The sequence below is a fragment of the Sphingomonas sp. GlSt437 genome, assembly GCF_048015635.2.
GTDB lineage: Bacteria > Pseudomonadota > Alphaproteobacteria > Sphingomonadales > Sphingomonadaceae > Sphingomonas.
On record NZ_JBPGYA010000001.1, the window covers coordinates 668,679 to 692,748 of the forward strand.

General features: G+C 64.7%; 23 protein-coding genes. 11 read left to right on the forward strand and 12 right to left on the reverse strand.

Features of this window, described 5'->3' with window-relative positions; translation table 11 throughout:
• Window positions 1-78 precede the first annotated feature (78 nt).
• Window positions 79-3,360: a TonB-dependent receptor gene (locus ACLB0R_RS03535; protein WP_416641969.1), complete on the forward strand. Its 3,282-nt coding sequence runs from the start codon at window positions 79-81 to the stop codon at window positions 3,358-3,360.
• A 106-nt stretch (window positions 3,361-3,466) separates the two neighbouring features.
• Here ACLB0R_RS03535 and ACLB0R_RS03540 read toward each other — a convergent pair whose 3' ends face one another.
• Window positions 3,467-4,063, reverse strand: a complete 597-nt coding sequence (locus tag ACLB0R_RS03540) for an HD domain-containing protein (RefSeq protein ID WP_416641970.1) — start codon at window positions 4,061-4,063, stop codon at window positions 3,467-3,469.
• Between the two features lie 135 nt (window positions 4,064-4,198).
• On the opposite strand from ACLB0R_RS03540, the gene ACLB0R_RS03545 reads away from it, so the two are divergent.
• Genes ACLB0R_RS03545 through ACLB0R_RS03555 form a run of 3 tightly spaced genes read left to right on the forward strand, consistent with a single transcriptional unit; the run spans window position 4,199 to window position 6,881 of the window.
• Entirely contained in the window at window positions 4,199-5,299 is a 1,101-nt protein-coding gene (locus ACLB0R_RS03545) for a sensor histidine kinase (RefSeq protein WP_416641971.1), read from the forward strand.
• Window positions 5,296-6,099 (forward strand): LytR/AlgR family response regulator transcription factor, encoded by an 804-nt coding sequence (locus ACLB0R_RS03550; RefSeq protein WP_416641972.1) that lies wholly within the window; start codon window positions 5,296-5,298, stop codon window positions 6,097-6,099. The genes ACLB0R_RS03545 and ACLB0R_RS03550 overlap by 4 nt, the downstream gene beginning before the upstream one ends.
• A 20-nt stretch (window positions 6,100-6,119) precedes the next feature.
• Complete coding sequence (locus ACLB0R_RS03555; RefSeq protein ID WP_416641973.1) at window positions 6,120-6,881, forward strand: isocitrate lyase/PEP mutase family protein; 762 nt, start codon at window positions 6,120-6,122, stop codon at window positions 6,879-6,881.
• Window positions 6,882-7,074: 193 nt separating this feature from the next.
• On the opposite strand, the gene ACLB0R_RS03560 is transcribed toward ACLB0R_RS03555, so the two are convergent.
• The gene (locus ACLB0R_RS03560) at window positions 7,075-7,335 is read right to left on the reverse strand and encodes a DUF3297 family protein (RefSeq protein WP_416641974.1); all 261 of its coding nucleotides are present in this window, start codon (window positions 7,333-7,335) and stop codon (window positions 7,075-7,077) included.
• Between the two features lie 115 nt (window positions 7,336-7,450).
• Window positions 7,451-7,834, reverse strand: coding sequence for a hypothetical protein (locus tag ACLB0R_RS03565; protein WP_434953696.1), 384 nt, complete (start codon window positions 7,832-7,834; stop codon window positions 7,451-7,453).
• A gap of 169 nt (window positions 7,835-8,003) precedes the next feature.
• Here ACLB0R_RS03565 and ACLB0R_RS03570 point away from each other — a divergent pair, with 169 nt between their 5' ends.
• Complete coding sequence (locus tag ACLB0R_RS03570; protein ID WP_416641976.1) at window positions 8,004-8,405, forward strand: EVE domain-containing protein; 402 nt, start codon at window positions 8,004-8,006, stop codon at window positions 8,403-8,405.
• Window positions 8,372-9,052, forward strand: coding sequence for a peptidylprolyl isomerase (locus tag ACLB0R_RS03575; protein WP_416641977.1), 681 nt, complete (start codon window positions 8,372-8,374; stop codon window positions 9,050-9,052). Before ACLB0R_RS03570 ends, ACLB0R_RS03575 begins: the two co-directional genes overlap by 34 nt.
• Window positions 9,053-9,062: 10 nt before the next feature.
• On the opposite strand, the gene ACLB0R_RS03580 is transcribed toward ACLB0R_RS03575, so the two are convergent.
• Entirely contained in the window at window positions 9,063-9,419 is a 357-nt protein-coding gene (locus tag ACLB0R_RS03580) for a lysozyme inhibitor LprI family protein (protein ID WP_416641978.1), read from the reverse strand.
• Window positions 9,420-9,529: 110 nt separating this feature from the next.
• On the opposite strand from ACLB0R_RS03580, the gene ACLB0R_RS03585 reads away from it, so the two are divergent.
• Complete coding sequence (locus tag ACLB0R_RS03585; RefSeq protein WP_416641979.1) at window positions 9,530-9,859, forward strand: hypothetical protein; 330 nt, start codon at window positions 9,530-9,532, stop codon at window positions 9,857-9,859.
• A 7-nt stretch (window positions 9,860-9,866) separates the two neighbouring features.
• On the opposite strand, the gene typA is transcribed toward ACLB0R_RS03585, so the two are convergent.
• Window positions 9,867-11,687, reverse strand: a complete 1,821-nt coding sequence (gene typA / locus ACLB0R_RS03590) for a translational GTPase TypA (RefSeq protein ID WP_416641980.1) — start codon at window positions 11,685-11,687, stop codon at window positions 9,867-9,869.
• 174 nt (window positions 11,688-11,861) lie between these two features.
• Between typA and ACLB0R_RS03595 the strand changes: the two genes are divergently transcribed.
• From ACLB0R_RS03595 to ACLB0R_RS03605, 3 genes are read left to right on the forward strand one after another with little or no spacing between them, the layout of a single operon-like run.
• A complete protein-coding gene (locus ACLB0R_RS03595) occupies window positions 11,862-13,070 on the forward strand; it encodes a toxic anion resistance protein (RefSeq protein WP_416641981.1) in 1,209 nt (402 codons plus the stop codon).
• On the forward strand, window positions 13,067-13,768 hold the full coding sequence (locus ACLB0R_RS03600) for a hypothetical protein (RefSeq protein ID WP_416641982.1): 702 nt from the start codon (window positions 13,067-13,069) through the stop codon (window positions 13,766-13,768). Before ACLB0R_RS03595 ends, ACLB0R_RS03600 begins: the two co-directional genes overlap by 4 nt.
• A gap of 23 nt (window positions 13,769-13,791) precedes the next feature.
• The gene (locus tag ACLB0R_RS03605; protein ID WP_416643086.1) at window positions 13,792-14,418 is read left to right on the forward strand and encodes a DsbA family oxidoreductase; all 627 of its coding nucleotides are present in this window, start codon (window positions 13,792-13,794) and stop codon (window positions 14,416-14,418) included.
• Window positions 14,419-14,438: 20 nt separating this feature from the next.
• On the opposite strand, the gene ACLB0R_RS03610 is transcribed toward ACLB0R_RS03605, so the two are convergent.
• From ACLB0R_RS03610 to ACLB0R_RS03640, 7 genes are all read right to left on the reverse strand, one after another.
• Window positions 14,439-14,822, reverse strand: a complete 384-nt coding sequence (locus ACLB0R_RS03610; RefSeq protein WP_434953697.1) for a hypothetical protein — start codon at window positions 14,820-14,822, stop codon at window positions 14,439-14,441.
• 120 nt (window positions 14,823-14,942) lie between these two features.
• Entirely contained in the window at window positions 14,943-16,226 is a 1,284-nt protein-coding gene (locus tag ACLB0R_RS03615) for a dipeptidase (protein WP_416641984.1), read from the reverse strand.
• 47 nt (window positions 16,227-16,273) lie between these two features.
• Window positions 16,274-17,029: an inositol monophosphatase family protein gene (locus tag ACLB0R_RS03620; protein ID WP_416643087.1), complete on the reverse strand. Its 756-nt coding sequence runs from the start codon at window positions 17,027-17,029 to the stop codon at window positions 16,274-16,276.
• Window positions 17,030-17,057: 28 nt separating this feature from the next.
• Window positions 17,058-18,404 (reverse strand): TldD/PmbA family protein, encoded by a 1,347-nt coding sequence (locus ACLB0R_RS03625; RefSeq protein WP_416641985.1) that lies wholly within the window; start codon window positions 18,402-18,404, stop codon window positions 17,058-17,060.
• A gap of 46 nt (window positions 18,405-18,450) precedes the next feature.
• Window positions 18,451-19,365: a 4-hydroxybenzoate octaprenyltransferase gene (ubiA, locus tag ACLB0R_RS03630; RefSeq protein ID WP_416641986.1), complete on the reverse strand. Its 915-nt coding sequence runs from the start codon at window positions 19,363-19,365 to the stop codon at window positions 18,451-18,453.
• A gap of 43 nt (window positions 19,366-19,408) precedes the next feature.
• Window positions 19,409-22,060 (reverse strand): TonB-dependent receptor, encoded by a 2,652-nt coding sequence (locus tag ACLB0R_RS03635; protein ID WP_416641987.1) that lies wholly within the window; start codon window positions 22,058-22,060, stop codon window positions 19,409-19,411.
• An 85-nt stretch (window positions 22,061-22,145) separates the two neighbouring features.
• Window positions 22,146-23,162, reverse strand: coding sequence for an SDR family oxidoreductase (locus ACLB0R_RS03640; protein WP_416641988.1), 1,017 nt, complete (start codon window positions 23,160-23,162; stop codon window positions 22,146-22,148).
• Window positions 23,163-23,292: 130 nt separating this feature from the next.
• Between ACLB0R_RS03640 and ACLB0R_RS03645 the strand changes: the two genes are divergently transcribed.
• Window positions 23,293-24,060, forward strand: coding sequence for a hypothetical protein (locus ACLB0R_RS03645; RefSeq protein ID WP_416641989.1), 768 nt, complete (start codon window positions 23,293-23,295; stop codon window positions 24,058-24,060).
• The last annotated feature ends 10 nt before the right edge of the window (window positions 24,061-24,070 follow it).

Consider the following 24,070-nt stretch of genomic DNA (forward strand, 5'->3'; position numbering starts at 1 on the left):
CGAAATATTAGCGGGGCAAGGGCTCCCTTGCGGGCGTCGAGGCCGGTTTAGGTCGCGACTCGTCTCAAGGGGAAAATCATGCGGAACATGCTTTTTGTCGGCGTGGCAGCGGCTGCGCTTATGGTGCCTGCAGCGGCCAGCGCTCAGGAAACGACGTCGGTCATTCATGGTGCTGTGACCAACAACGGCGCACCCGTTGGTGGCGCGCAGGTCACTGCGATCGACGTTTCGTCAGGCACGCGCCAGACTGTTACGACCGACGCTTCGGGCAACTTCAACTTCCCCGGCCTGCGCGTTGGCGGTCCCTACACTGTTCAGGTGTCGAGCCCCAACGGCAACAAGGAAGTGACCGACATCTACACGGTCGTCCAGCAGACCTATGATCTCCCCATCGAACTGGCAGCCGGCGCGACCGCCGATACCAAGGAAATCGTCGTCACCGCTTCGTCGATCAAGGGCGCGGGCACGATCTCCAAGGGCGTGCAGACCACGCTGACCGCGGCGGACATCGCCAAGGTCGCCTCGGTCAACCGCGACATCCGTGACATCGAGCGTCGCGATCCTTTCGCCACGTTCGACATCGGCAACTCGACCGATCGCGGCGGCGCAATCCGTTTCGCCGGCGTCAACCCGCGCTTCAACCGCTTCACCATCAACGGTGTGACGGTCGGCGACACGTTCGGCCTCAACCAGGACTCGAACCCGACCAACCGCGGCCCCGTGCCGTTCGACGCACTGGACCAGGTTTCGACCTCGGCAGCGAATTTCGATATCCGCCAGACCAATTATCAGGGCGGCGTGATCGACGCGACGGTGCGCTCGGGTACCAACAAGCTGTTTCTGACCGGCTTCTATTCGCAGAACACCGATGGTCTGTCGGGCAGCCAGATCGGCAACCTCACGCTGGTTCTGCCGAAGTTCAAGTCGGAAACCTATGGCGCGACGATCGCCGGCCCGATCTTGCGCGATAAGCTGTTCCTGATGTTCTCGTATGAAAAGAACTCGGACCCGCGCGCTTTCGGCACACAGCCGGAGAGCATCCCCGGCCTGACGACCGCTCAGATCACCAACACCGGCACCATCGCCGCTAGCGCGCCCTACGGCATCACCGGTGCCGCTTATGGTAACGTTCTGCGCATCAACCCGCGCGTCGACGAGAAATTCACGACGCGGGTCGACTGGAACATCGCCAGCGGTCAGCGCCTGTCGATCACCTACATCAACGCGTTCGACTCGCTGGTCAGCCCGAACAACACGTCGACCTCGGGCACGACGCCGTCTTATGGCCTCAGCTCGAATGCCTATACGCTCAGCGAATTGCTGCACGCCGGTATCGCGCAGTTGAACTCGACCTGGTCGAGCAGCCTGTCGACCGAGGTCCGCTTCATCTATAAGAGCTATCAGCGCGGCCAGGAGCCGCTCGGCGGCCGCGGCAATTCGCAGTTCCAGGTTTGCCAGGACCCAGTATCGGTCGGCAGCCTCACCGGCTGCACCACCGGCGTTCCGCGTATCTACTTCGGCCCGGACAATTTCCGCCAGACCAACACGCTGTTCACCGACACTTATGGCGGGTCGTTCGTCGGCCGCTTGAGCCTGAACAACCATAACCTGGAGGTGTTGGCGGAAGTCAGCCAGAACCGCACTTTCAACAACTTCGTTCCGAACAGCCTGGGCAGCTATTATTTTGACTCGATCCAGGACTTCCAGAACGGTAACGCCAACCAGGTGCAATATGCGGCGGTGATCGTTGGCGGCGCCAACGGCGCGGCGGCCAATTTCCGCTACACCGAATATTCGTTCGGCATTCAGGACGATTGGCGCCCGATCCCTGGCCTGACGCTGACCTATGGCGTGCGCTGGAATGGCTATGCCCAAGCCGCCAAGCCAGTGCTCAACCCGTATTTCGTGAGCCGCAACGGCTACACCAACACCCAGACCTATAAGGGCCTGGAAACGCTCGAGCCGCGCTTCAGCTTCGAGTGGAAGGCAACACCAACGCTGCGCTTCCATGGCGGCGCGGGTATCCTGGCGGGTGGCAACCCCGACATTTACCTGTCGAACAGCTTCTCGAACACCGTCACCACCAATTCGCTGACCATCACGCGGGCAGCGGTGCCGGCGGGCTGCACGGTTTCGGGCGGCGGCACGATCACGGCTCCGGTTTGCGCCGCAGCGCTCAACGGCGTCGGCGCCAATGTAAATCCGCTCCTGACCGCCTATGCTCAGGGCGGTTCGGCAGCGACCGGCACCAACACTGCCGAGCTGATCCCGAACTTCAAGCTGCCGACCTCATTCAAGGGAACGCTGTCGGCTGAATGGAAGGTCCGTGGTGTCCACCTCGGTGCCGATTATCTGTTCACCCAGAACCGCAACGACGTCAGCTTCACCGACGTGCGCTCGGTGCCGATCGGCTTCCTGCCCGATGGTCGTCGGCGTTACACCGGTGCGATTTCGTTCGCTGACACCGGCTGGGACGTGGTGACCTACAACAGCAAGGGTGGCCACAGCCACATCTGGGATATTCGCTTCGACAAGCAGTTTGACAACGGTATTTCGTTTGGCGGCGCGTATGTCTGGCAGGATGTTCGCGACTATGGCAACGCCAGCGCCTCGACGCCGAACTCGAACTATCGGTTCCAGGTCTTTGCCGACCCGAACTTCCCGGCACTGGGCGTTTCCGACAACCAGACCAAGTGGCAGTTCAAGTACAGCATTGGCTATGATCACGCGTTCTTCCGCGATGCCCACACCAAGATCCAGCTGTTCGGCGAAACCCGCGCGGGCAATCCGTACAGCTACTATCTGCTCGACAATACTGGCGCTCGTTCAACGGTGTTCGGTACTGTCTTGACCAGCAACGCACCGTCGAACTTGTTCTACGTGCCGTCGAGCACGTCGGACCCGATCGTGAGCTATGACAGCGCGGCAACGCAGACGGCGGTCGAGAACTTGATCGGCAGCACGAACCTCAAGAACTTCCGCGGTCGGATTGCGCCCAAGAATATTGCGCGCAACCCGCATGTCACGCGCATCGACCTTCACCTCGAGCAGGAATTGCCGCTGTTCGTGGGCCACTCGAAGGTCAGCGTGTTTGCGGACATCAACAACCTGCCCAACCTGCTCAACAGCAATTGGGGCGGTGTGCGGCAGATCAGCGGTGCGGCGCTGGTTACGGTACAGTGCTTGAGCGTCGCGACGCCCACGGGCACTGCGCCTGCTGCCGGCGTGGTCAACACCACGTCGTCGCAGACTTGCGCTCAGTATCGCTACTCGGCGTATCGCGATCCGAACACCAACCTGGCGTACAACTTCAACGCCTCGACCTACTTCATCCGTTTGGGCGCGCGCTTCACTTTCTAAGCATCGCCCCAAGCAAAAAATGCCGCCGCTCCAGCGATGGAGCGGCGGTTTTTTTGTGCGTGGCGATTACAGTGGCAGATGAGGCAGCGCGTCGCCGCCCCGCCGCTTACTTTGCGATCGGCGCGTAGATACTGTTGATCGGCCGCGCCATCACGCGCTCGACCATCGGCACGAAGAAATCGAGCGGCGCGCTGTCGTAATTCGGATCGAACGCCGACTGATCATATTTCTCGCAGAATTCCGCGCACGCTTCGAAATGCGGGTGGCCGCGATATTGCTCGCGCAAGTCGCGATCCATGCCGAGATAGTGGAGATAATAATAGCCCTGGAACACGCCGTGATTATTAGCGATCCAGTGGAGCTGCTCGGAGACGAACGGCCGCAGCATCGCCGCGGCAATTTCGGGGTGGTTGAAGCTGCCGAGCGTGTCGCCAATGTCATGGAGCAACGCGGTCACCACATAATCCTCGTCCCGCCCATCGCGGTGTGCGCGCGTCGCAGTCTGCAGCGAATGTTCGAGCCGGTCGACCGGGAAGCCGCCATAATCGCCGTCGAGCAGCTTCAGATGCTCGATCACGCGCGCGGGCAATCCCTTGGAAAAGTCGCGAAAATGGGTGCTGATCGTCGCCCAGTCTTCCTGCGTGCCCTCGGTCATCGCGGTGAACTTGGCGCGGTCATGCGCGATATCGATGGTGTCGGTCATGGCACTCCTTCCCTTCTCGGTCGCCCAGCGACCGCCTTATCAAGCCTGCACAGCATAGGCCCCTTCCCGCCCGCTTGTCAGCCAGTATAAGATCGACCCGATGCACTCAGCCCCAGCACCCGAGCAAAGCTGACGATGGCGACGCCCGCCGACGGCTTGTTCAGCCGCCCGTTCTTCGAGCAGAAGAACCGCGCCTTCTGGCTGCTCCAGGCGGCGGGCTGGTCGGGCTATCTGGTGCTGCGCTCGGCCTCGTCGCTCGCCAATGGCGTGTCGCTGGGCGGCGTTGCGACGATCGTGATCGAATCGATCATCGGTTATTGCATCACCCTGCTGTTGTCAGCGCTCTACAGCACCTATCGCAAGCTCTCCCGCATCGCTTTGGTGCTGCTCACCATCGTAACGCTTGCCGTCGCGACCGTGCTTTACGCCTTTCTCGATGCGTTCGCCTTCTCGCTGGTCAATCAGAGTTCCGGCCTCACGCTGACGCTGGTGCTCGGCACGGTGTTCCTCAACTTCACCGTGCTGGCCGGCTGGTCGGCGCTCTATTTCGGCATCAATTTCTATCTGATCATCGAGCAGCAGATCGACCAGATGCAGGCGCTCGAGATCCAGGCCTCATCGGCACAGCTCGCGATGCTGCGCTACCAGCTCAACCCGCATTTCCTGTTCAACACGCTCAATTCGATCTCGACTTTGGTCCTGTTGAAACAAACCGAGCGCGCTAATGCGATGTTGAGCCGTTTATCGTCCTTCCTGCGTTACACGCTCGCCAATGAACCGACCGCTCAGGTCACCATCGCGCAGGAAGTCGAGACGCTGAAGCTCTATATGGAAATCGAGAAGATGCGCTTTGAGGACCGGCTGCGGCCGATCTTCGACATCGATCCGCGCGTCGCCAAGGCGCGGCTGCCGTCGCTGCTGTTGCAACCGCTGGTCGAAAACGCGATCAAATATGCCGTCACCCCGCGCGAGGATGGCGCCGAAATCACCGTCGCCGCTCGGCTCAACGGCGACAAGGTGCAGATCGACGTATCCGATACGGGCCCGGGCTTGATTGAAACGGCGAAACGATCAGGGCTTTCAACCGGCGTCGGGCTGACCAATATCAGGGACAGGTTGGCCCAGGCTTATGGCGCCGAGCATCGATTTGAAACGCGATCGAACCCCGGGGGCGGTTTCAGGGTGGAGATCGAAATACCGTACCAGTTGAACGAACCAACAAGAGAGGCCGCATGACCATCCGCACCATCCTGGTCGACGATGAACCGCTCGCGACTCAAGGTTTGCAGCTCCGGCTCGAACCGCATGACGATGTCGAGGTGATCGACACCTGCAGCAACGGCCGCGAGGCGATCCGCAGCATCAAGACGCACAAGCCCGATCTCGTCTTTCTCGACATCCAGATGCCGGGCTTTGACGGGTTCTCGGTGGTGCAGGGGCTGATGGAAGTCGAGCCGCCGTTGTTCGTGTTCGTAACTGCTTATTCTGATTTTGCGTTGCGGGCGTTCGAAACGCAGGCAGTCAATTACCTGATGAAGCCGGTCGACGAAGCGCAGCTCGCCGATACCCTCGACCGCGTCCGCCAGCGCCTCGCTGAAAAACGCAGCGCCGAGGAAGTCGAGAAGCTGAAGGAAGTGCTGGCCGAAGTCGCGCCCGATGCCGCGGAGACATTCGGCGACGCCGCGCCGGAAGCGCCCGCCGCCAACCGCTTCGAAAAGCTGATCAACATCAAGGATCAAGGCCAGATTTTCCGCGTCGATGTCGACACGATCGAACAGATCGAGGCGGCAGGCGACTATATGGTCATCAAGACGCCCGCCAAGACGCTGATTCTGCGCGAAACGATGAAGGATCTGGAAAAGCGGCTCGATCCGCGCCGCTTCCAGCGCGTCCACCGCTCGGCGATCGTCAATCTCGACCTGGTCCGCGAAGTGAAGCCGCACACCAATGGCGAATGCTTCCTGGTGCTCGACTCGGGCGCGCAGGTGAAAGTGAGCCGGTCGTATCGCGATGTGGTGGCGCGGTTCGTGCACTAACGGGGCCTGACGGAGGGGGAATGATTATCGCCAAGGCTGCGGCATTTGCCGCGCTTCACAAGCCGGGATCGCCGGTCATCCTGTTCAACGCTTGGGATGCCGGCAGCGCACGCGTGGTAGCGGATGCCGGCGCAACCGCGATCGCGACGGGAAGCTGGTCGGTCGCCGCCGCGCATGGGCTGACCGACGCCGAGTCGCTGCCGCTCGATCTCGCCATCGCCAACGCGGCGCGGATCGTAGCGGCGGTCGATCTGCCGGTGACGATCGATTTCGAGGGCGGCTATGCCGTCGATCCCGGCGCACTCGGCGCCAATGCCGCCGCGCTCGCGGCAACCGGCGCGGTGGGATGCAATTTCGAGGATCAAGTGATCGGCGCGGCGACGAGGGCGCTTCACCCGATCGATGTGCAGACAGCGCGCATCGCGGCGATGCGGGCGAGCGCGGGGCCGTTCTTCTTCATCAACGCGCGCACCGACTTGTTCCTGCAGGCCCCGGCGGACACGCATGACAAGGCGATGGCCGACGCCGCGATCGACCGCGCGCATGCCTATGCCGATGCGGGCGCGAGCGGTCTCTTCGTGCCGGGGCTGGTCGATCTGGCGCTGCTGGAGCGCGTGTGCCGCGCCTCACCGCTGCCGGTCAATTTCATGGCCTTTCCGGGTGCGCCATCGGCCGCGCAGGTCGCCGCGACGGGTATTGCGCGGATCAGCCACGGACCGGGGCCGTATCGGCTGGCGATGAAAGCGCTGGGTGATGCGGCGCGGGCGGTGCTTGGCGGCTAGTAATTCTCCCCCATCGGGGAGTTCAGGGTCGGATCGTCGCCCGGACGATCCTAAACCGCGCGGGGCACGGTTTACCCTGAACTTGGCAGGCGCAGCCTGACGGAGGGGGTGGGTGCGCGATATCTGTTTGCCGGGTTCGCCCCCTCCACCAGCTTCGCTGGTCCCCCTCCCCCGAAGGGGGAGGATTTAGGTTTTAATCCGCCGCGTCCTCGGCCCCGCCATCCTCAAACCACGCCTCGACCGGGCCGCTCAGCTTGATCGTCAGCGGCTGGCCATGCCGATCAACCTTCTTGCCGAGTTGGACGCGGATCCAGCCTTCGGACAGCGAATATTCCTCGACGTCGCGGCGCTGGACGCCCTTGAAGCGGATGCCGATGCCGCGCTGCAGCGCCTCGGCGTCGAAATGGGGGCTGCGCGGATTGACCGACAGCCGGTCGGGCGGAGTGTCACTCATCCGGCGCTAGTGGCGCAAGCGCGCGCGAAATTCCAGCCCATCGGTGCGCCACAGGTGGAAAGGGCGGCACGCACCCTGCGCACCGCCCTCACCTGCTTGCTTGTTGTGTCAGCGCTTAGCGGCAGACCTCGATATCGACCGGGCGATCCCAATAACGGTCCCAGCGATGCTCGACCCAGCAATGCTCGTAGCGCGGGCGATAGCGATACGCATAATAGCCATCGCGCGGATAATAGCCGTGATCGCGATAATAGATCACGTCGTAATCGGCCGGATAGCCATGGTCGTAATAATAGCGGTCGCGATAGCGATCATGGTCGGAGGCGATGACGGCACCAATCGCCAACCCGGCAATACCGGCCGCAACGACCGCGCCGCCATTGTCATAGTGGCGATAGCCGCCATGCCAGCCACGATATTGCGCGCTTGCGGGCGCCGCCGAGGCGAGCGCGGTTGCTCCCAGCGCCACCGCCAGACCGGCTTTCTTCATGAGGTTCATCTTTCAACTCCCAAATGCAATGGCGCTTGGGCCACAGGCTTACAACGTTAGAGCCCCAAGCTTGTTCATCGCCTAGCCGAGTCGGCCTGAACCGTCGGCGAACGAGCCGTTCATACAGCGTTTAGTCGCGCTTGCTCCACCCGCTCAGGCCACGCTACAGCCCGTTCTCATGTCCTACTGGCTGCTCCGCTCCGAACCCGATGTCTATGGCTGGGATGATCTCGTCCGCGATGGCGCGACCGAATGGGACGGCATCCGCAATTATACCGCGCGCAATTTCCTGATGACGATGGTGCCGGGCGACGAGGCGATCTTCTACCATTCGAATACCGAGAAGGCGGCGGTCGGCATTATGGAAATCACGCGGGCGTGGCGCCCCGATGGGCCCGACGAGAAATGGGCGAGCGTCGCGGTGAAACCGGTGCGCAAATTCGCGCGACCGGTGCCGCTCGCCGATATCAAGGCCGAGCCGCGCCTCGCCAAGCTCGAAGTACTGCGGCAGTCGCGCCTGTCGGTGACGCCGGTGCGCGACGACGAATGGGCAGTGCTGCTCGAAATGGGCGGGCTGTGAAGCGATTGCTCGCGGCGGCGCTCGCGCTGCTCGCTCTCGCCGCCCCGGCCCTAGCTCAGCGCGCCGACCGCGCGTCGCCGGGTTTCGTCCGGGTGCGGCTGGAGACGACCAAGGGCGACGTTATCATCGCGGTCGATGAACGCCACGCCCCCATCACCGCCACCAATTTCCTGAAATATGTCGATGATGGCCGCTTGGACGGCACCAGCTTCTTCCGCGCCTCGCGCAACAAGGCCAACCCCAAGGTCGGTTTCATCGAAGGTGGCATCGGCACCGATGCACGGCGCAGCCTGCTCGGCATCCCGCTCGAGCCGACGAGCAAGACGGGGCTGCACCATGTCGACGGCGCGATCTCGATGGCGCGCAACGGGCTCGATTCGGCGACGGGCAATTTCTCGATCTTCGTCGGTGCCGCGCCAGGCTATGACGCGCGGCCGGGCGCGCCGGGCTATGCCGTGTTCGCCCGCGTGGTGAGCGGCATGGATACGGTGAAAGCGATCCTCGCCGCGCCATCGGGTGCGGGCGAGGGCGTGATGAAGGGGCAGATGATCCTCGCCCCCGTTATCATCAAGCGCGCGGTCCGGCTCGACGGCACGCCCCGGCCGACCGGCGGCCCCAAGGTTTGGCTGCTCAAGCTCGGCGGCTGAGGCCCAAGCGCTATTCCAGCGTCAACCGGCCAAGCGCATCGACGATGCCCTTGCGGAGATCGGCATTGCGGCGCTTATATAGTTGGGTGAGGCACGCAACACTGCGGCCGCATTGGCCGCGATCGGCGAGAAACTGCTGCGCGTCGTCATGCCGCGCGCCGTTCGACCCCATCATCATCGGAATGCGCGAATAGCTGAACCAGAGCGCGCCCATCTCGGTATCGAGCAGCGACAGGCTGGGATTGCCGCAGATCGCGAACTCGTCCGGCGTGCGCGCTTTGTTGCAATCGAAGCTGGCGGCATGGGCGGGCGCGGTCGCGCCGGCAATGGCGAGCGCCAAGCCCACCGACATCAGGCGAATACGCATCGACTCCTCCCTATATGCTGCCGGAGCATAATAGGTCGCCCTTGGTGACGCGTCGCCCAAAATAAACCATAGTTAGTACCGATCGTTGCACGGCAAGCAGGGGCATCGCCATGGCAACCATGTCGCTCTTATGGCTGATCTTCCAGGTCGCGCCCGCCGGCCCCGGCCCGACGCTCAACGACATCGCCCATTTCGATCTCGCCAAATTGCCGCATGCCGATGTCAGTAATTGCAAGGCTGGTGTGCCCGCCGACGAAATCCTGGTGTGCGGCCGCAGGCCGGTCGATCCGCCGCGGCTCGACCTGCGGTTCGAGGACAAGCCCTGGCAACCGCGCCTCCACATCGCCGGCGCCGAGGTAACGCCTGAGGCCGAGCAGCGCACCCTGCCCGGCGGTTACTCCGGCCCGGCCGCGATGATCCGCTTCAAGTGGAAGTTTTAGCGCGCGCTTAAGCCGCCTCGCTCACCCGTTTGTGCCGCTTGCGCTCGTGCGGATCGAGGAAGCGTTTGCGCAGGCGGATCGATTTGGGTGTTACTTCAACCATCTCGTCGTCGTCGATATAGGCGATCGCCTGTTCCAGCGTCAGCCGGCGCGGCGGGGTGAGGCGGATGGCATCGTCCTTGCCGCCCGACGCGCGGAAGTTGGTGAGCTGCTTCGCCTTCATCGGGTTGACTTCAAGATCGTCGGGCTTGGCATTCTCGCCGATGATCATGCCCTCGTAGAGCGGATCACCCGGCGAGACCATCAGGATGCCGCGATCCTCCAGCGCGTTCAGCGCATAGGCATTGGCCTCGCCAGTGCCGTTGGAGATGAGCACGCCGTTCTTGCGGCCTTCGATCGGGCCCTTGTACGGCCCATATTTCTCGAAAAGCCGGTTCATGATGCCGGTGCCGCGCGTGTCCGACAGGAATTCGCCGTGATAGCCGATCAGGCCGCGCGATGGCGCCGAGAAGGTGATGCGCGTCTTGCCGCCGCCACTCGGGCGCATGTCGGTCAGCTCCGCCTTGCGCTGGTTCATCTTGTCGACAACCGTGCCCGAATGCTCTTCATCGACGTCGATGACGACGGTTTCATAGGGCTCTTCGCGGCCATGCTCGCCGTCGCGAAACAGCACGCGCGGGCGGCTGATGCCGAGTTCGAAGCCTTCGCGGCGCATCGTTTCGATCAGCACGCCGAGTTGGAGTTCGCCCCGCCCGGCGACTTCGAAACTGTCCTTGTCGGCGGCTTCGGTGATGCGGATCGCGACGTTCGATTCGGCTTCACGGAACAGACGATCACGGATCATCCGGCTGGTGACCTTGGTGCCCTCGCGCCCCGCCATCGGCGAGTCATTCACGGCAAAGCGCATGCTGAGCGTCGGCGGGTCGATCGGCTGGGCATGCAGCGGCTCGGTCACCGCGACGTCGGCGATCGTGTTCGCAACGGTCGCGACCGCGAGGCCGGCAAGGCTGATGATATCGCCCGCGCGTGCTTCGTCGACCGGCACGCGATCGAGGCCGCGGAACGACATCAGCTTGGAGGCGCGCCCTGTCTCGATGATGTTGCCATCATTATCCAGCGCATGGATCGGCTGGTTGACCTTGACCACGCCCGATTGGACGCGGCCGGTCAGGATGCGGCCGAGGAAATTGTCGCGATCGAGCAACGTCACCAGGAAGCTGAACGGCGCGTCCTCGTCGAGCGCGGGCGGCGGCACATGGTTGACGATGGTTTCGAACAGCGGGCGCAGCGTGCCTTCGCGGACATCGGGGTTGTCACCGGCATAGCCATTGCGGCCTGACGCGAAGATCACGGGGAAATCGAGCTGCTCGTCGGTCGCTTCCAGGCTGACGAACAAGTCGAACACTTCGTCGAGCACTTCCTGCGCGCGCGCGTCTGACCGGTCGATCTTGTTGACGACGACGATCGGGCGCAGGCCGAGCGCCAGCGCCTTGCCGGTGACGAACTTGGTCTGCGGCATTGCGCCTTCTGCCGCGTCGACGAGCAGCACGACGCCGTCGACCATGCTCAGGATGCGCTCCACCTCGCCGCCGAAATCGGCATGGCCGGGCGTGTCGACGATGTTGATGCGGATGCCTTCCCATTCGATCGAGGTCGGCTTGGCAAGGATGGTGATGCCGCGTTCCTTCTCCAGGTCGTTCGAATCCATCGCGCGCTCCTCGACGCGCTGATTGTCGCGGAACGTGCCCGATTGGCGGAACAGCTGGTCGACAAGCGTCGTCTTGCCGTGATCGACGTGCGCGATGATGGCGATGTTGCGCAGATTCATTGAGGCGGATTTTCTCTGGAAAAGGGTTTCGCGCGCGCCCTAGCCTAAATTGTGCGTTGCGGAAAGGGTGCCGTCCGATCTTGAGATTCCATCAGGGCGTGTTACATAGTTGATACACTTGAACGCGGCGCGGAACCGCCTAGACTCAACGCTGTCCCGCCAATGGAGACTGGAATGGCCACGACGCCCGAAACGACGACTGCCGACGCGCCGCTGACGCTGACGCCGCCTGACCCTGTTCCCGCGGTGGTGCCGGAAAAGGCGGCGGGGCTGGTGCCAGTTGACGATGCGACGCGCACCAAGCTCGAAGAACGCGTCGACGGCTTCATCACCGAGCTGGTCGCGCATGACGTCAATTCCCCCGAATTCGGCAAGCGCGTCGACGCGATCGCGGCAATGGGCCAGAAGGAAATCCGCGACGCAGCGGGCCAGTCGAACCGCTTCCTCGATCGGCCGGTCAAGGCGATGGACAAGGAAGGCGGCGTCGGCGCCAATCTCGCCGAGCTGCGCCGCACGATCGAGGCGCTCGATCCGGGCAAGTCGGGCAGCCTGACCACGGGCCGCAAGCTGCTCGGCATCATCCCGTTCGGCAACAAGATGCAGAATTACTTCGACAAATATAAGTCGTCGCAAAGCCATATCAGCGCGATCCTGAAATCGCTCGGCTCGGGCAAGGACGAGCTGCTGATGGATAACGCCGCGATCGACACCGAGCGCGCCAATCTGTGGACGGCGATGGGCCGCATCGAGCAGATGATCGTGCTCGCCAAGACGATGGACCAGCGGCTGGAAGACAAGGCCAACGAGCTCGACCACACTGACCCCGCCAAGGCCAAGGCCATCCGCGAAACCGCGCTCTTCTATGTCCGCCAGCGCACCCAGGATTTGCTCACCCAAATGGCAGTGACGGTGCAGGGCTATCTGGCGCTCGATCTGGTCAAGAAGAATAATCAGGAGCTGGTGAAGGGCGTCGATCGTGCGTCGACCACCACCGTCGCGGCGCTGCGCACCGCCGTCACGGTCGCGCAGGCGCTGGGCAACCAGAAACTGGTGCTGGAGCAGATCACCCAGCTCAACACGACCACCGCGAGCATCATCGACTCGACCGGCGCGCTGCTCAAGAGCCAGACGGCGGAAATCCACCAGCAGGCGGCATCCTCGACCATCCCGCTCGAAACGCTGCAGCGCGCCTTCCAGAATATCTATGACACCATGGATGCGATCGATGCGTTCAAGCTGAAAGCGCTCGACAGCATGAAGACCACGGTCACCGCGCTGTCGAGCGAAGTCGAGAAATCCAAGGGCTATATTGCGCGCGCCGAAGGGGCGACGCAGAACCAGATTGCCGGGCCCGCCGACACCTTCAAGCTTGAGGCCGTATGACCACCGAAGTCGACCGGCAGATCGCCCGGTCAGCCGAATTGCTGGCGCGCACCCAGGCGACGCATCGCGATCGCGCGCTTTATGCGCAGCGGCGGCACAGCGTCGCGACGCGGCTGACGCGGATCGCGGTTGCCGACGCGGTCATTCTGCTCGGCGCGGTCGCGCTGGGGCTGGGGATGCCGCTCGGCATGTTCGGCGCGCTTGGCGTGCTGACACTGCTGATCGCGACGACGCTGGCGCTCGCCATTTTCCCGACCGAGCCGGCGCCGACGCCTGAGCGCATCCGCGAGGCCGATATCCGCGCCCTGCCCGACCAGACGCGCGCCTGGCTGGCGATGCAGCGCCCGGCGCTCCCCGCGCCGGCGATCGGCCTGGTCGACCAGATCAGCCAGCGGCTCGCCACGCTGCAGCCGCAGCTCGCGCTGCTCAAGGATGAGGATCCGGCCGCGCAGGAAGTGCGCAAGCTGGTCGCCGAGCAGCTGCCCGATTTCATCAGCGGCTATGCGCAAGTGCCGCCGCCGCTGCGCACGGTCGAACGCAATGGCCGCACCCCGGATGCGCAACTGGTCGATGGCCTCAAGCTGATCGACGCCGAAATCGCCGAGATGACCGAGCAGCTCGCGCAAGGCACGCTCGACAGCCTTGAGACGCGCGGGCGGTATTTGGAGATCAAATATCGCGGGGATGAGCAGGCGTGACCGCTGCCCCGATCAAGATCGACATGGTGTCGGACGTGGTCTGCCCATGGTGTGTGATTGGGTTGGGCGCGCTCGATGCTGCGATTGCGCGGCTGGGCGATGAAGTGGCGGTCGATCTGAGCTTTCATCCGTTCGAGCTCAACCCTGACATGCCACCCGAAGGCGAGAACATCGCCGAGCATATCGGTCGCAAATATGGGGCGCCGCCGGAGCAGATGTCCGCCAACCGCGCGCGCATCCGCGACAGCGCCGCCGCGTTCGGCTTCGAGATGCGGACTGGGCCGGAAAGCCGCATCTACAACACGTTCGACGCGCACCGGCTGCTCCATTGGGCGGCCGAGCACGGCAAGCAGCGCGCGCTGAAGGAGCGGTTGTTCCGGCTGTATTTCACCGAGGGCGGCAGTCCCTCGAATCCTGAGGCCCTCGTCGCCGCGGCAGTAGATGTCGGGCTCGACGGCGAAGCGGCGCGCGAAGTGCTCGACTCCGGTCGCTACGCCGACGACGTGCGCGCCGAGGAGCGCCACTGGCGCGCCAACGGCATCAACGCGGTGCCCGCCTTCGTGATCAACGACAAATATCTGCTGATGGGCGGCCAGCCGCCGGAAGCCTTCGAGCGCGCGCTGCGGATGATTGCAGCGGACGATCGCTAACGACTATCGGTGGTCGAATTCTATTCGATCCGCCGATCGCAGACGACCAATACGCGGACGCCATCCCATCTCGTTCCGAATACGGGCGTAGCTCGTCCGACGTACGTGTTAAGCACCGTCGATTGAAGAGCTGGCGTCAACTCGGCAAGAGCCACGTGATCATTAAAGATGACGTGGCCATGGACCTGTTCGGCTATTTGGTCGGCGTCGTCGCAACTGGTTATCGAGGCAACCGCACTGCTGAATTCGTCGATCCGGTGTTCAGTTTCCGTTGCTGGCAAGGTCGATGGCAAGTCGATGCTGATTTGCTTCAACGAGAAGACAATCGTTTGCTGCTGCTGATTAGCCGCATCGTTCAAAGGCCTGGCAAACCCGTTCGACGTTAACGTGGCCGCAAGGATCATGACGCCTGCAATACGAACACACATCGGCGTTTGTCCCTTCCCGTGCGGCCCCACATATCACCGATCCATTCGAGCACGAACGACCCTTTGGTCCATTGCGGGATGAACGAGCGAAGTGTGCTATTTTGCGGCGTCGATCGCCACCGTCGCCGTCCCCGGCGGCTCATCCTTCATCCCCGCCGCCACCCGCTCGGCGGTTTCCATTACCCGCAGCACGTTGCCGCCCGCGACCTTGGCGACATCGGCATCGCTCCAGCCGCGCCGCATCAGCTCGGCGAGCAGCGCGGGGTAGGTGTCGACATTCTCCAGCCCCACCGGCAGGCTGTTGCCCAGCCCGTCAAAGTCCGAGCCGATGCCGACATGGTCGACGCCCGCCACCTGCGCGATATGCTCGATATGGTCGGCGACCTCGCTCAGCGTCACCACTGGCGGGGGATTGTCCTTCATCCATTGTTTCAGCGCCGCATCGGCCTTGTCGGGCTGGCCTATGTAAAGCCCGCCATAAGGCGGTGCGTTGAGCCGCGCCTTTTCCGCCGCCAGTTCCGCCGACCAGCGGCGCGCCTTGTCCGACACGTAATTGGGCGCGAAATTGACCATGACGACACCGCCATTCGCCGCGACCAGCTTCAGCACCTCGTCCGACACATCGCGCGGATGATCGTCGAGCGCACGCGTGGAACTGTGCGAGAAAATGACGGGTGCTTTGGTCACGCGCAGCGCCGCTTTCATCGTCGCCTCGCTGACATGGCTCAGATCGACGAGCATGCCGAGCCGGTTGAGCTCATGCACCACGGCCTCGCCATAGGGTGTCAAGCCGTTGTGCCTGGGGTTGTCGGTCGCCGAATCGGCCCAGTCGGTGGTCAGCACATGGGTGAGCGTCAGATAGCCCGCCCCCAGTTCGTGATAAGCGCGCAGCACCGACAGATCGTCGCCGATCTGGCCGCCACCTTCCACCCCCATCATGCTCGCGATGCGGCCGGCCTTATGGATGCGACGGACATCGGCCGCGCTGCGGGCCAGCTCAAATGTTTGCGGATAGCGCGCAACGATGGTGCGGATCAGGTCGATCTGGTCGAGCGTTTCCTTCACCTGCTCAAGCGGCGGCAGATTGGCGGGAACGTAAACCGACCAGAATTGCCCACCGACCATGCCTTTGCGCAGCCGTTCGATATCGGTGTTGTAGCGATCGTCGCCAGTCGATTTGAGGCGAGTGAGGTCAAGCGTCCAGCGCTTGTCGCCCTCGCGCTCGGCAAGAACTTCGGCCCAGTCGTTATGGCCATCGATCAGCGGCGTCTCCTTGAGGACGCGCGCGACCCGGGCGGCGTAATCGGTGGACGGCGGCGCCTTGGCGACGGCGGCGGGGGCGAGCGCGATGAACGCGGTGGCGAGGAGAAGGTGGCGCATTGTGGCAGGCTAGCGCCGATACGGCCGATCGCAAGGGCGCGCGCAGCTCAGCGCTGTCCGGCAAATTCCCTTGCGCGATCCGCCAGTCGCGCCACCGCCGCTGCGTGGATGCCGGGTGCGGTCGCCAGCACGCCGAACGCCTGTGCCGACGGGGTGTTGAACGCGAGCGGCTCACCGAAGGCGTCTGTCACCGTGGCGCCGGCCTCCTCGGCGATCAGCGCGGCGGCGGCGATGTCCCACTCGTAGCCCCAGCGCAGCGTGGCGACGAGATCGGCTTCGTCGGCGGCGACCATCGCGATGCGAAGCGCGATCGAATTGGGCTTGGGGACCAGCACCAAGTCGCTGTCGGGGCGTGGCAGCTGATCGGCCGGCACGCGCGCGCCGGCAAACTCGGTGCGGTTGCCGACCCGGATCGGCGCCCCATTGCAGCGCGCCCCGCCCCCGCGCACCGCTTGCCACGCCTTGCCGACCGCGGGTGCATCGAGCACGCCAACAACCACTCGACCGTCCTCAACCAGCGCGATCGACACTGCCCAGCCAGGCCGGCGCCGCACATAATCGCGCGTGCCGTCGATCGGATCGACGACCCACAGCCGCGCCTTTGCCAAGCGATCAGGATTGTCGGCGGTTTCCTCGGACAGCCATCCAGCATCAGGATCGAGTGCCGCCAGCCGCGCCTTCAACAGCGCGTTGACCGCCAGATCGACATCGCTCACCGGATTGCCGGGCGTCTTGTCCCACTGGCTGAAATCGCCCCAGCGCGCCATCGCGAGCGCGCCCGCCTCGGCGGCGATTGCGGCCATCGCCTCGGCCGTCGCCAGCAACGCCGGCTCAGCCACTCGCCACTGTCATCCCGTCGATGCGCAGCGTCGGCACGTTGATGCCATAGCGGAAGTCGAGATCATTGGCCGGCGCCAGCGCGCGGAACATATCCTTGAGATTGCCGGCGATGGTGAATTCGCTGACCGGCGACGTGATCTCGCCTTTCTCGATGCGGAAGCCGCTGGCGCCGCGCGAATAGTCACCCGTGACGAGATTGACGCCCATGCCGATCAGCTCGGTCACATAGACGCCGTCATCGATTTCGCCGATCAGCGTTTCGCGCGGCGTGGCGCCGGGCTCGAGATAGAGGTTGCTCGTGCCCACACCGGGCGCGCCGGAGATGCCGCGCGCGGCGTGGCCGGTCGGCTCCAAGCCCAATTGCCGCGCCGAGGCCGAGTCGAGCAGCCAGGTGCGCAGCACGCCACCTTCGACCAGCGCCAGCGGGCTGACCGGCAGCCCCTCGCCATCGAACGGCCGCGAGCGCAGCCCGTGCGGGCGGTGCGGATCGTCGCGGATAGTGATGCCGGGCGCGAACACCTCGCTGCCGAGCGCGTGGAGCAGGAAGCTCGTCTTGCGGGCAATCGCCGAGCCGGCAATGGCGCCGACCAGATGACCGATCAGCCCGGCGCCGACGCGCGGATCGAACACGATCGACTTGATGCCGCTCGCCAGCCGGCCGGGATTGACGCGGGCGACCGCGCGCTCGCCAGCACGTTGGCCGACGGTGGCGGCGTCCTCCAAATGGCGGAGATGGCGGGCGCTGTGATAGTCATAATCGCGCTCCATCCCGTCGCCGCTGCCGGCAAGCACGCTGGCCGAGACGCCGTGCGACGACTTGGCATAAGCGGCGGCGAAGCCGTGGCTCGTCGCCAACGCCATGATCGAGCGGCCCGCCGATGCGCCCGCGCCTTCGCTGTTGGTGACGCCGGGCACGGCGCGCGCCGCGTCTTCCGCCGCCAGCGCGCGCGCTTTCAGCGCGTCGGGCGCGACATCGCCGCCATCGTCGAGATCGAGCGCGGGCGGGGCGCCGTGCATCAGCCGGTCCTGCGGCGCGAGGCCCGCCCACGGGTCTTCCGGTGCCTCCCGCGCCATCGCAACGGCGCGCTCGACCATCGCCGACACAGTATCGGCCGCCCAGTCTGACAGTGCGACGCTGGCGCTGCGCTGGCCGACGAACACGCGCAGGCCGAGCGCTTCGCTTTCCGACCGGCCGACATCCTCGAGCACGCCCAAGCGCACCGAAACCTCGGTCGAGGCGTCGCCGGCATAAACCGCATCGGCCGCATCGGCGCCGGCGCGAATGGCGCGCGCGACGATATCGCTGGCCCGATCACGGGCTTGATCTACGCTCAACATTGGCGGCGACTTAGGGCGTCCGTGCCCAACCGGCAATGGCTGCGGATCAGCCGAGCGTTGTGCCGACGACGAGGCAAGCCGCGAACATCAGCCAGCCAGCCCGCCGGTTCGAGCGGAAGCGGGCAAGCGCATTGGCGCCATCATCGGGATTGAGCGTCCACACCTGCCAGGCGAAGTGCACCGCGACGGGCGCGAGCGCGAGCAGCGCCAGCGGATCGGGACGCACTTGCCACACCGCGCCCGCCCACAGCACGAGTGCCAGCGCGTAACAGGCGCCCGTCCCGGCGCGGACGTGCCGCCCCATCGCGCGCGCCGACGAGCGGATGCCGACCAGCGCATCATCCTCGCGATCCTGCAGCGAATAGATCGTGTCGTACCCGACAACCCATGCCACCGATCCCGCATAGAGCAGTAGCGCCGCACCGCCGATCTCGCCGGCCATATCCGCCCAGCCGACCAGGGCCGCCCAGGAAAAGACGATGCCCAGCCACGCCTGCGGCCACCAGGTGATCCGCTTCATGAAAGGATAAGCAGCGACCGGCGCCAGGCTCGCCAGTGCGACGATTTGCGCAAGGGGACGAAGCTGGAGCAGCACGACCAGTCCGACCAGGCTGAGCGCGACGAGCCAGACCCAGGCCGATCTGGCCGACACCGCGCCACTCGCGATCGGCCGCTGGCGCGTGCGCTCGACCTGGCGATCGAGATCACGGTCGACGATGTCGTTATAGACGCAGCCCGCGCCGCGCATCGCGATCGCGCCCAAGAGCAGCCAGAAGATCAGCGGCCAGCGCTCGCTTACCCCGTCGGCCAGCGCGACCGCCCAGGCACCGGGCCAGAACAGCAGCCACCAGCCGATCGGCCGATCGAACCGCGCGAGCATCGCGTAATCGCGCATCTCGGCCGGCAAGCGGTCGAGCAACCCGCGATGCTCGCTGTCAGGAACGATCGGCGCCGTGGTCATAGCGCCAGCGCCTAAGCGGCACGGCGGGCGTCCGCAACCCCGCCTATTGCCCCGGCCGCCTTTGCCCCGGCGTCGGCAGCGCGAAGAACAGCTTGCGGATCGTGAAGCGAATCGTGCGGCCCGTGGGGTCAAGATAGCCTGGCTGGTAGCTGATCGGCGTCGCGCCGGTATCGTCGGTCACGCGCTGGCGCTCGTTGAACAGATTCTGGACGTCGAGCACGACGCGCATGCCGCGCATCCAGGGGTGTTTCTTGATCAGGTCGAGCCGCTGGCTCAGATCGGCGAACAAACGGAAATTTACGGTGCCGATATCGCCGAAATGCAGCGTCTGCGGTGCCGCGGCGGTGCCGGCGAACACATCCGTGCCGCTTTTCCAATTGGCCGACAGCCGCGCGCCGATGCCGTTATTGGCATAGCCCGCCTGCACTTCGACCTCATGCTCGGACTGCCCGCCCGAATTGCCGATGGTGTCGCCGTTCAACAGATCGAAACTTGGGCCACCCGGTGCGACCAGCACGCGGTCGGTCAAGTGCCAGGTATGGTAGACCGCGAATTGCAGCCGGCCACCGGCTTGCGCCGCGCCGCCAAAGGCACCGCCGCCCCCGCCAAAGCCGCCGCGGAAGCCACCGCCGCCAGGGCCCCCTGCCCCGCCCGGGCCACCGCGTGGCGGGCCGCCCTCGCCCGGTCCACCGGGAGGCGGCGGCGCGGCGCCGTCGGGTGCACCGGGCGGGCGCTGGCCAAACGGGAACGCGCCGTCAGGCACGCGCCCGCCGGGGAAGCCCGGCACGCGCAGGCCCGCAAATGGGTTCGGCCCCTTGCCCGCGCGCCAAGCCTCGATCTGCTTCTGCAGCTTCGATTTGAGCCTGAGCGACAGATTGAAGCCGTAACGAATTTCCGATCGATCGCTCGACGCGAAGTTGATCGGGCGCGTGTCGAGCCGGATCAGGTTACCGCCCGCGTCGCGCGTGAACCGCGTCGGATAGGCCGCTTCGATTGCCGCCGTCGCTGCCGGGAAATCGGCGATCGGATGGTCATCATGCTCGGTAATGTAATTGGCGGTGATGACCAGATCGGTCTTGCTGAACGGGTTCACCGTCAGCCCCAGCTTCTTGACGTGATTCTCCGCCGCGGCGAGCGCCGAATTGCCGCCCGTTACCGTCGTCACCGTCGCGCTAGTGCCGTTGCGGTAATCGTAAAGGCGCACGTTGGGCGTCGTGATCAGCGGATTGCCGAGCTGCTGCGGCGTTGGCGCGACATCCTTGTCGGTCGCCGAGCCGATGAGCCGGACGCCCTTCACCGGCTGCCAGTTGAAGCCATAGCCGATCGTGACCAGCGTGCCGAAATCGCTGAAATCGTCGCCGGCAATGTTGAAATTGGCCGACAAATCGCCGATCGCACCGAGGAATTGCTTCGATTTGCTGGTGAGCGGCACATCGACGTTGAGCTGGCCATTGGCGATGTTGCGGCTGACATCGCCCGCCGTGGTCACGCCGCCGCGCGTCGAGTTGCTGGCAAAATCGGTGATCTGGCCGCCGCCATGGATCGCGACATTGATCTTGCCCGCTGGCAAGGTCGCGAGCGGGCCGTTGATCAGGCCGTCGATCCGCCCGACGGTCGACAGGCCATGCGCCTCCGACGCGAAGGGCCCATCGGTCAGCGTGCTGGTCTGGTCGCGGTCGAATCCGCTCGTCAGATTCCAACGCCATTTCGACCAGTCGCCATTCACGGTAAGGCCAACATGGGTGTTGAGATCGATCGTCCGCCGGTGGATTGCGCCGACATCGCCCGAGGACAGGAAATAAGCACCCTGCAGCCCAGCGCCTTCATTGTAGTCGATGCGTCCGTTGAGCGACGCCTGCGTCTTGCCGATCGGCCGCGCGTAGACGAAGTTGCCGGTGTAATCGTTGGTCGAGGGCAGCAGCGTGCGATAATTGCCCAGATTGGGGATAGCGGGCTGGCCAGGCGTCTGCTGCTCGATAATGTTGCGCTCGGCATCGGTCAGCGCGTCGAAATGCTCATATTCGAGGTGCGCGGTGAAGCGATTGTCGCCGCGGATGCGCAGAATGTCGCCTTCGGGGTTGGGGCTGTTGCGGCCGCCATCGGTGGCGAAGCGATCGCCGACCTGCAGCGTCTCAGCGCGGAAGCGGCGGCGCAGGACAATGTTCACCACGCGCTGATCGGCGGTGTAGCCATATTTGAGCGCGACTTCCTCGGGCAGGATATCGACGCGCGCAATCGCCTCGGTCGGTAGATCGCGGATTTCCTGGAAGCCAGAAATGCGCTTGCCGTTGAGCAATACAACGGGCGCGCCGCCGCCGCCCCGGCCGCTATAGGTTTGCGGTGCGAGCTCGGTGAGCAGCTCGGCGACCGAATTGACACCGTAGGAGCGGATATCGGCCGGCCCGAGCTGCTGTTCGGGCGGAATGTCGCCGACGACCGCGCCGGGCAAATCGCGTGTGCCCTGGACGACGATGTCAGGCTCGTCGGAGATGTCACCGCCGCCGGTGCCGGATGCGGGGCGCGGCGTTGACGGACGCGGGGTGCGTGCGACGGGCGTCGGTGCAGACGCGGGCGGCCCGGCTGGCGCCGCCACCGGGGGTGACGGCGTCGGTGCAGGGGCCGGCACCGTTTGCGCGGCCAGGGGATCGGCAACCGTCACCAGCATGGCTGCGGCGACGAGCGAATCACGACGCATTTCTACTTCCTTGAATTCTAGAGACGTGGTCGCGCCCCTAGAGCGCAATTGTCGCACAAATGTGCCAGATCGCGCGGGAAGTGCACTACAGCTTTACGACACCATGATCGATCACGCTGCGCGCCGAATCGACGAGCGTTTGTTCCGCCGGGCGCGGCGTCCAGCCGAGCACGGCGCGGGCATGATCGGCGGGCGTCTCACGAACCTTGCCGAGCTCGCCCGTCACCATCTTGAGCGTGGGATCGAACAGCGCGGCGGTGCGCAGTACGAAATCGGGGAGCCCGCGCGTCGGCACCTTGCGCGCGTCTGCGCCGAGCCGCGCGCGCAGCACGGCAGCGACGTCCTTCATCATCATGAACGGGCCCGAGGCGATGAAGCGCTCGCCGTTCATGTTGGGCGCGGTCAGTGCTTTGACGTGGAGGTCCGCCACATCGCGGACGTCGACGACGCCAAAGCCGAAATTGGGCAGGCCCGGCAGCGCGCCCGACACCAGCCGGGTGATGATCTCGATCGAGCCCGAGAAATCGGCGCTCAGCACCGGCCCGAGCACCGCGGCGGGATTGACCGAGCAATATTCCATCTCGCCGCCTTCGGCCGCCATCCAGTCGCGCGCGGCACGCTCGGCGATCGTCTTCGATTTGGCATAGGCATGGACTTCAGGGCCGTTGATGTTGGTCCAGTCGGCCTCGGTATATTTGCCGATCTTCCTGCCATGGCCATAAGCGATCGCCGCGACTGACGAGGTCATCACGACGCGCTTCACGCCCGCCGCCTTGGCGAACTTCAGCGCGCGGAGCGCCCCGTCGCGCGCCGGCACGATCAGCTCGTCCTCGTGCCGGATGCGCCCGGTCGGCAGCGGCGAGGCGATGTGCTCGACATGGCTGCACCCGGCAACCGCGTCCGCCCAGCCGGCATCGCTCGTCAGATCGGCGGCGAAAAACGTTAGCTTGTCGGCGGGAACGTCGAGCGCGGCGCGCACCTCTGCCTCGCGCGCCAGGTTGCGGATCGTCGTGTTGACCTGCCACCCCTCCGCGACGAGCTGGCGGATGATGAAGCTCGCGATGTAACCGCTGCCGCCCGTTACCAATACCTTGCCCGCCATCGCGCGACTCCATTTTTCTGAGATGGGTGGGTTTTACGTTGCAACCTATGTGCTGCCAAGCAGCGATCACGCGCGATTGGTCCACCGATTAGCCTTGCGGGCAGTCGCCAAGCTGCGGCACAACAACGGGATGCAGGCTCTCCACTCCGCCGACGCGCTGTCTCTCGCCGAGCACCGACCCTGGCCGCAGGAAGGGCGCGAGCGGCTGATCATCCCGCCGCCGGTCGCCACCGTCGGTACCGGCGTGCCAACCGGCGAGCATGAAGCGCTGGCCCGGCTGTCGCCCGACACGGTGATGATGATGGGCGACAACCCTGCCTTGCCGCGCATGCCCGAGGCGCCGACGCTGCTCGATTTCTTCCGCTACCGCGTCGGCGGCATCACCGGGCGGCATTTGGTAAGTTCGGCCAAGCGCGCCCTGGACGAGGGGCAGCCGGAAAAGATCGTGCTTGCCTGCCTGCTCCACGATTTCGCCAATGTCGGCCTCATTCGCGGCGACCATGGCTATTGGGGCGCGCAGCTGATCGCGCCTTATGTCGACGAGGAAATCACCTTCGCGGTCAAATACCACCAGGCGCTACGCTATTATGCCGATGAGAGCGTCGGCTATGCCTATCCCGAGAGCTATCACCGCTTTTTCGGCCCGGACTATGTGCCCGAGGACTATATCCGCCGCGACGCCGAATACGCCCGCAATCACCGCTGGTACATGTCGGCGCGGATCGTGACCTTGAACGACCTCTATTTCTTCGAGGAAAGCGACGAGCAGCCGAGCGCGGAAATCTTCACCGACATTATCGGCCGCCATTTCCGCCAGCCCGAGGAGGGCCTGGGCTTCGATAACTCGCCCACCGCGCACATGTGGCGAACGATGATCTGGCCGAACAATTTCCTTTGACGGACCGCCG

What these genes read in the sequence shown, in the direction of transcription:
- ACLB0R_RS03560 (WP_416641974.1), bottom strand. Translation starts at nt 7,335, where the DNA reads ATGAGTGACACTCCGCCCGACCGGCTGTCGGTCAATCCGCGCAGCCCC.
- ACLB0R_RS03595 (WP_416641981.1), top strand. Translation starts at nt 11,862, where the DNA reads ATGGCCACGACGCCCGAAACGACGACTGCCGACGCGCCGCTGACGCTG.
- ACLB0R_RS03545 (WP_416641971.1), top strand. Translation starts at nt 4,199, where the DNA reads ATGGCGACGCCCGCCGACGGCTTGTTCAGCCGCCCGTTCTTCGAGCAG.
- typA (WP_416641980.1), bottom strand. Translation starts at nt 11,687, where the DNA reads ATGAATCTGCGCAACATCGCCATCATCGCGCACGTCGATCACGGCAAG.
- ACLB0R_RS03610 (WP_434953697.1), bottom strand. Translation starts at nt 14,822, where the DNA reads ATGATCCTTGCGGCCACGTTAACGTCGAACGGGTTTGCCAGGCCTTTG.
- ACLB0R_RS03575 (WP_416641977.1), top strand. Translation starts at nt 8,372, where the DNA reads ATGGGCAGTGCTGCTCGAAATGGGCGGGCTGTGAAGCGATTGCTCGCG.
- ACLB0R_RS03555 (WP_416641973.1), top strand. Translation starts at nt 6,120, where the DNA reads ATGATTATCGCCAAGGCTGCGGCATTTGCCGCGCTTCACAAGCCGGGA.
- ACLB0R_RS03535 (WP_416641969.1), top strand. Translation starts at nt 79, where the DNA reads ATGCGGAACATGCTTTTTGTCGGCGTGGCAGCGGCTGCGCTTATGGTG.
- ACLB0R_RS03620 (WP_416643087.1), bottom strand. Translation starts at nt 17,029, where the DNA reads ATGGCCGCAATCGCCGCCGAGGCGGGCGCGCTCGCGATGGCGCGCTGG.
- ACLB0R_RS03600 (WP_416641982.1), top strand. Translation starts at nt 13,067, where the DNA reads ATGACCACCGAAGTCGACCGGCAGATCGCCCGGTCAGCCGAATTGCTG.
- ACLB0R_RS03580 (WP_416641978.1), bottom strand. Translation starts at nt 9,419, where the DNA reads ATGCGTATTCGCCTGATGTCGGTGGGCTTGGCGCTCGCCATTGCCGGC.
- ACLB0R_RS03625 (WP_416641985.1), bottom strand. Translation starts at nt 18,404, where the DNA reads ATGTTGAGCGTAGATCAAGCCCGTGATCGGGCCAGCGATATCGTCGCG.
- ACLB0R_RS03585 (WP_416641979.1), top strand. Translation starts at nt 9,530, where the DNA reads ATGGCAACCATGTCGCTCTTATGGCTGATCTTCCAGGTCGCGCCCGCC.
- ACLB0R_RS03540 (WP_416641970.1), bottom strand. Translation starts at nt 4,063, where the DNA reads ATGACCGACACCATCGATATCGCGCATGACCGCGCCAAGTTCACCGCG.
- ubiA (WP_416641986.1), bottom strand. Translation starts at nt 19,365, where the DNA reads ATGACCACGGCGCCGATCGTTCCTGACAGCGAGCATCGCGGGTTGCTC.
- ACLB0R_RS03645 (WP_416641989.1), top strand. Translation starts at nt 23,293, where the DNA reads ATGCAGGCTCTCCACTCCGCCGACGCGCTGTCTCTCGCCGAGCACCGA.
- ACLB0R_RS03635 (WP_416641987.1), bottom strand. Translation starts at nt 22,060, where the DNA reads ATGCGTCGTGATTCGCTCGTCGCCGCAGCCATGCTGGTGACGGTTGCC.
- ACLB0R_RS03615 (WP_416641984.1), bottom strand. Translation starts at nt 16,226, where the DNA reads ATGCGCCACCTTCTCCTCGCCACCGCGTTCATCGCGCTCGCCCCCGCC.
- ACLB0R_RS03605 (WP_416643086.1), top strand. Translation starts at nt 13,792, where the DNA reads ATGGTGTCGGACGTGGTCTGCCCATGGTGTGTGATTGGGTTGGGCGCG.
- ACLB0R_RS03570 (WP_416641976.1), top strand. Translation starts at nt 8,004, where the DNA reads ATGTCCTACTGGCTGCTCCGCTCCGAACCCGATGTCTATGGCTGGGAT.
- ACLB0R_RS03550 (WP_416641972.1), top strand. Translation starts at nt 5,296, where the DNA reads ATGACCATCCGCACCATCCTGGTCGACGATGAACCGCTCGCGACTCAA.
- ACLB0R_RS03640 (WP_416641988.1), bottom strand. Translation starts at nt 23,162, where the DNA reads ATGGCGGGCAAGGTATTGGTAACGGGCGGCAGCGGTTACATCGCGAGC.
- ACLB0R_RS03565 (WP_434953696.1), bottom strand. Translation starts at nt 7,834, where the DNA reads ATGAACCTCATGAAGAAAGCCGGTCTGGCGGTGGCGCTGGGAGCAACC.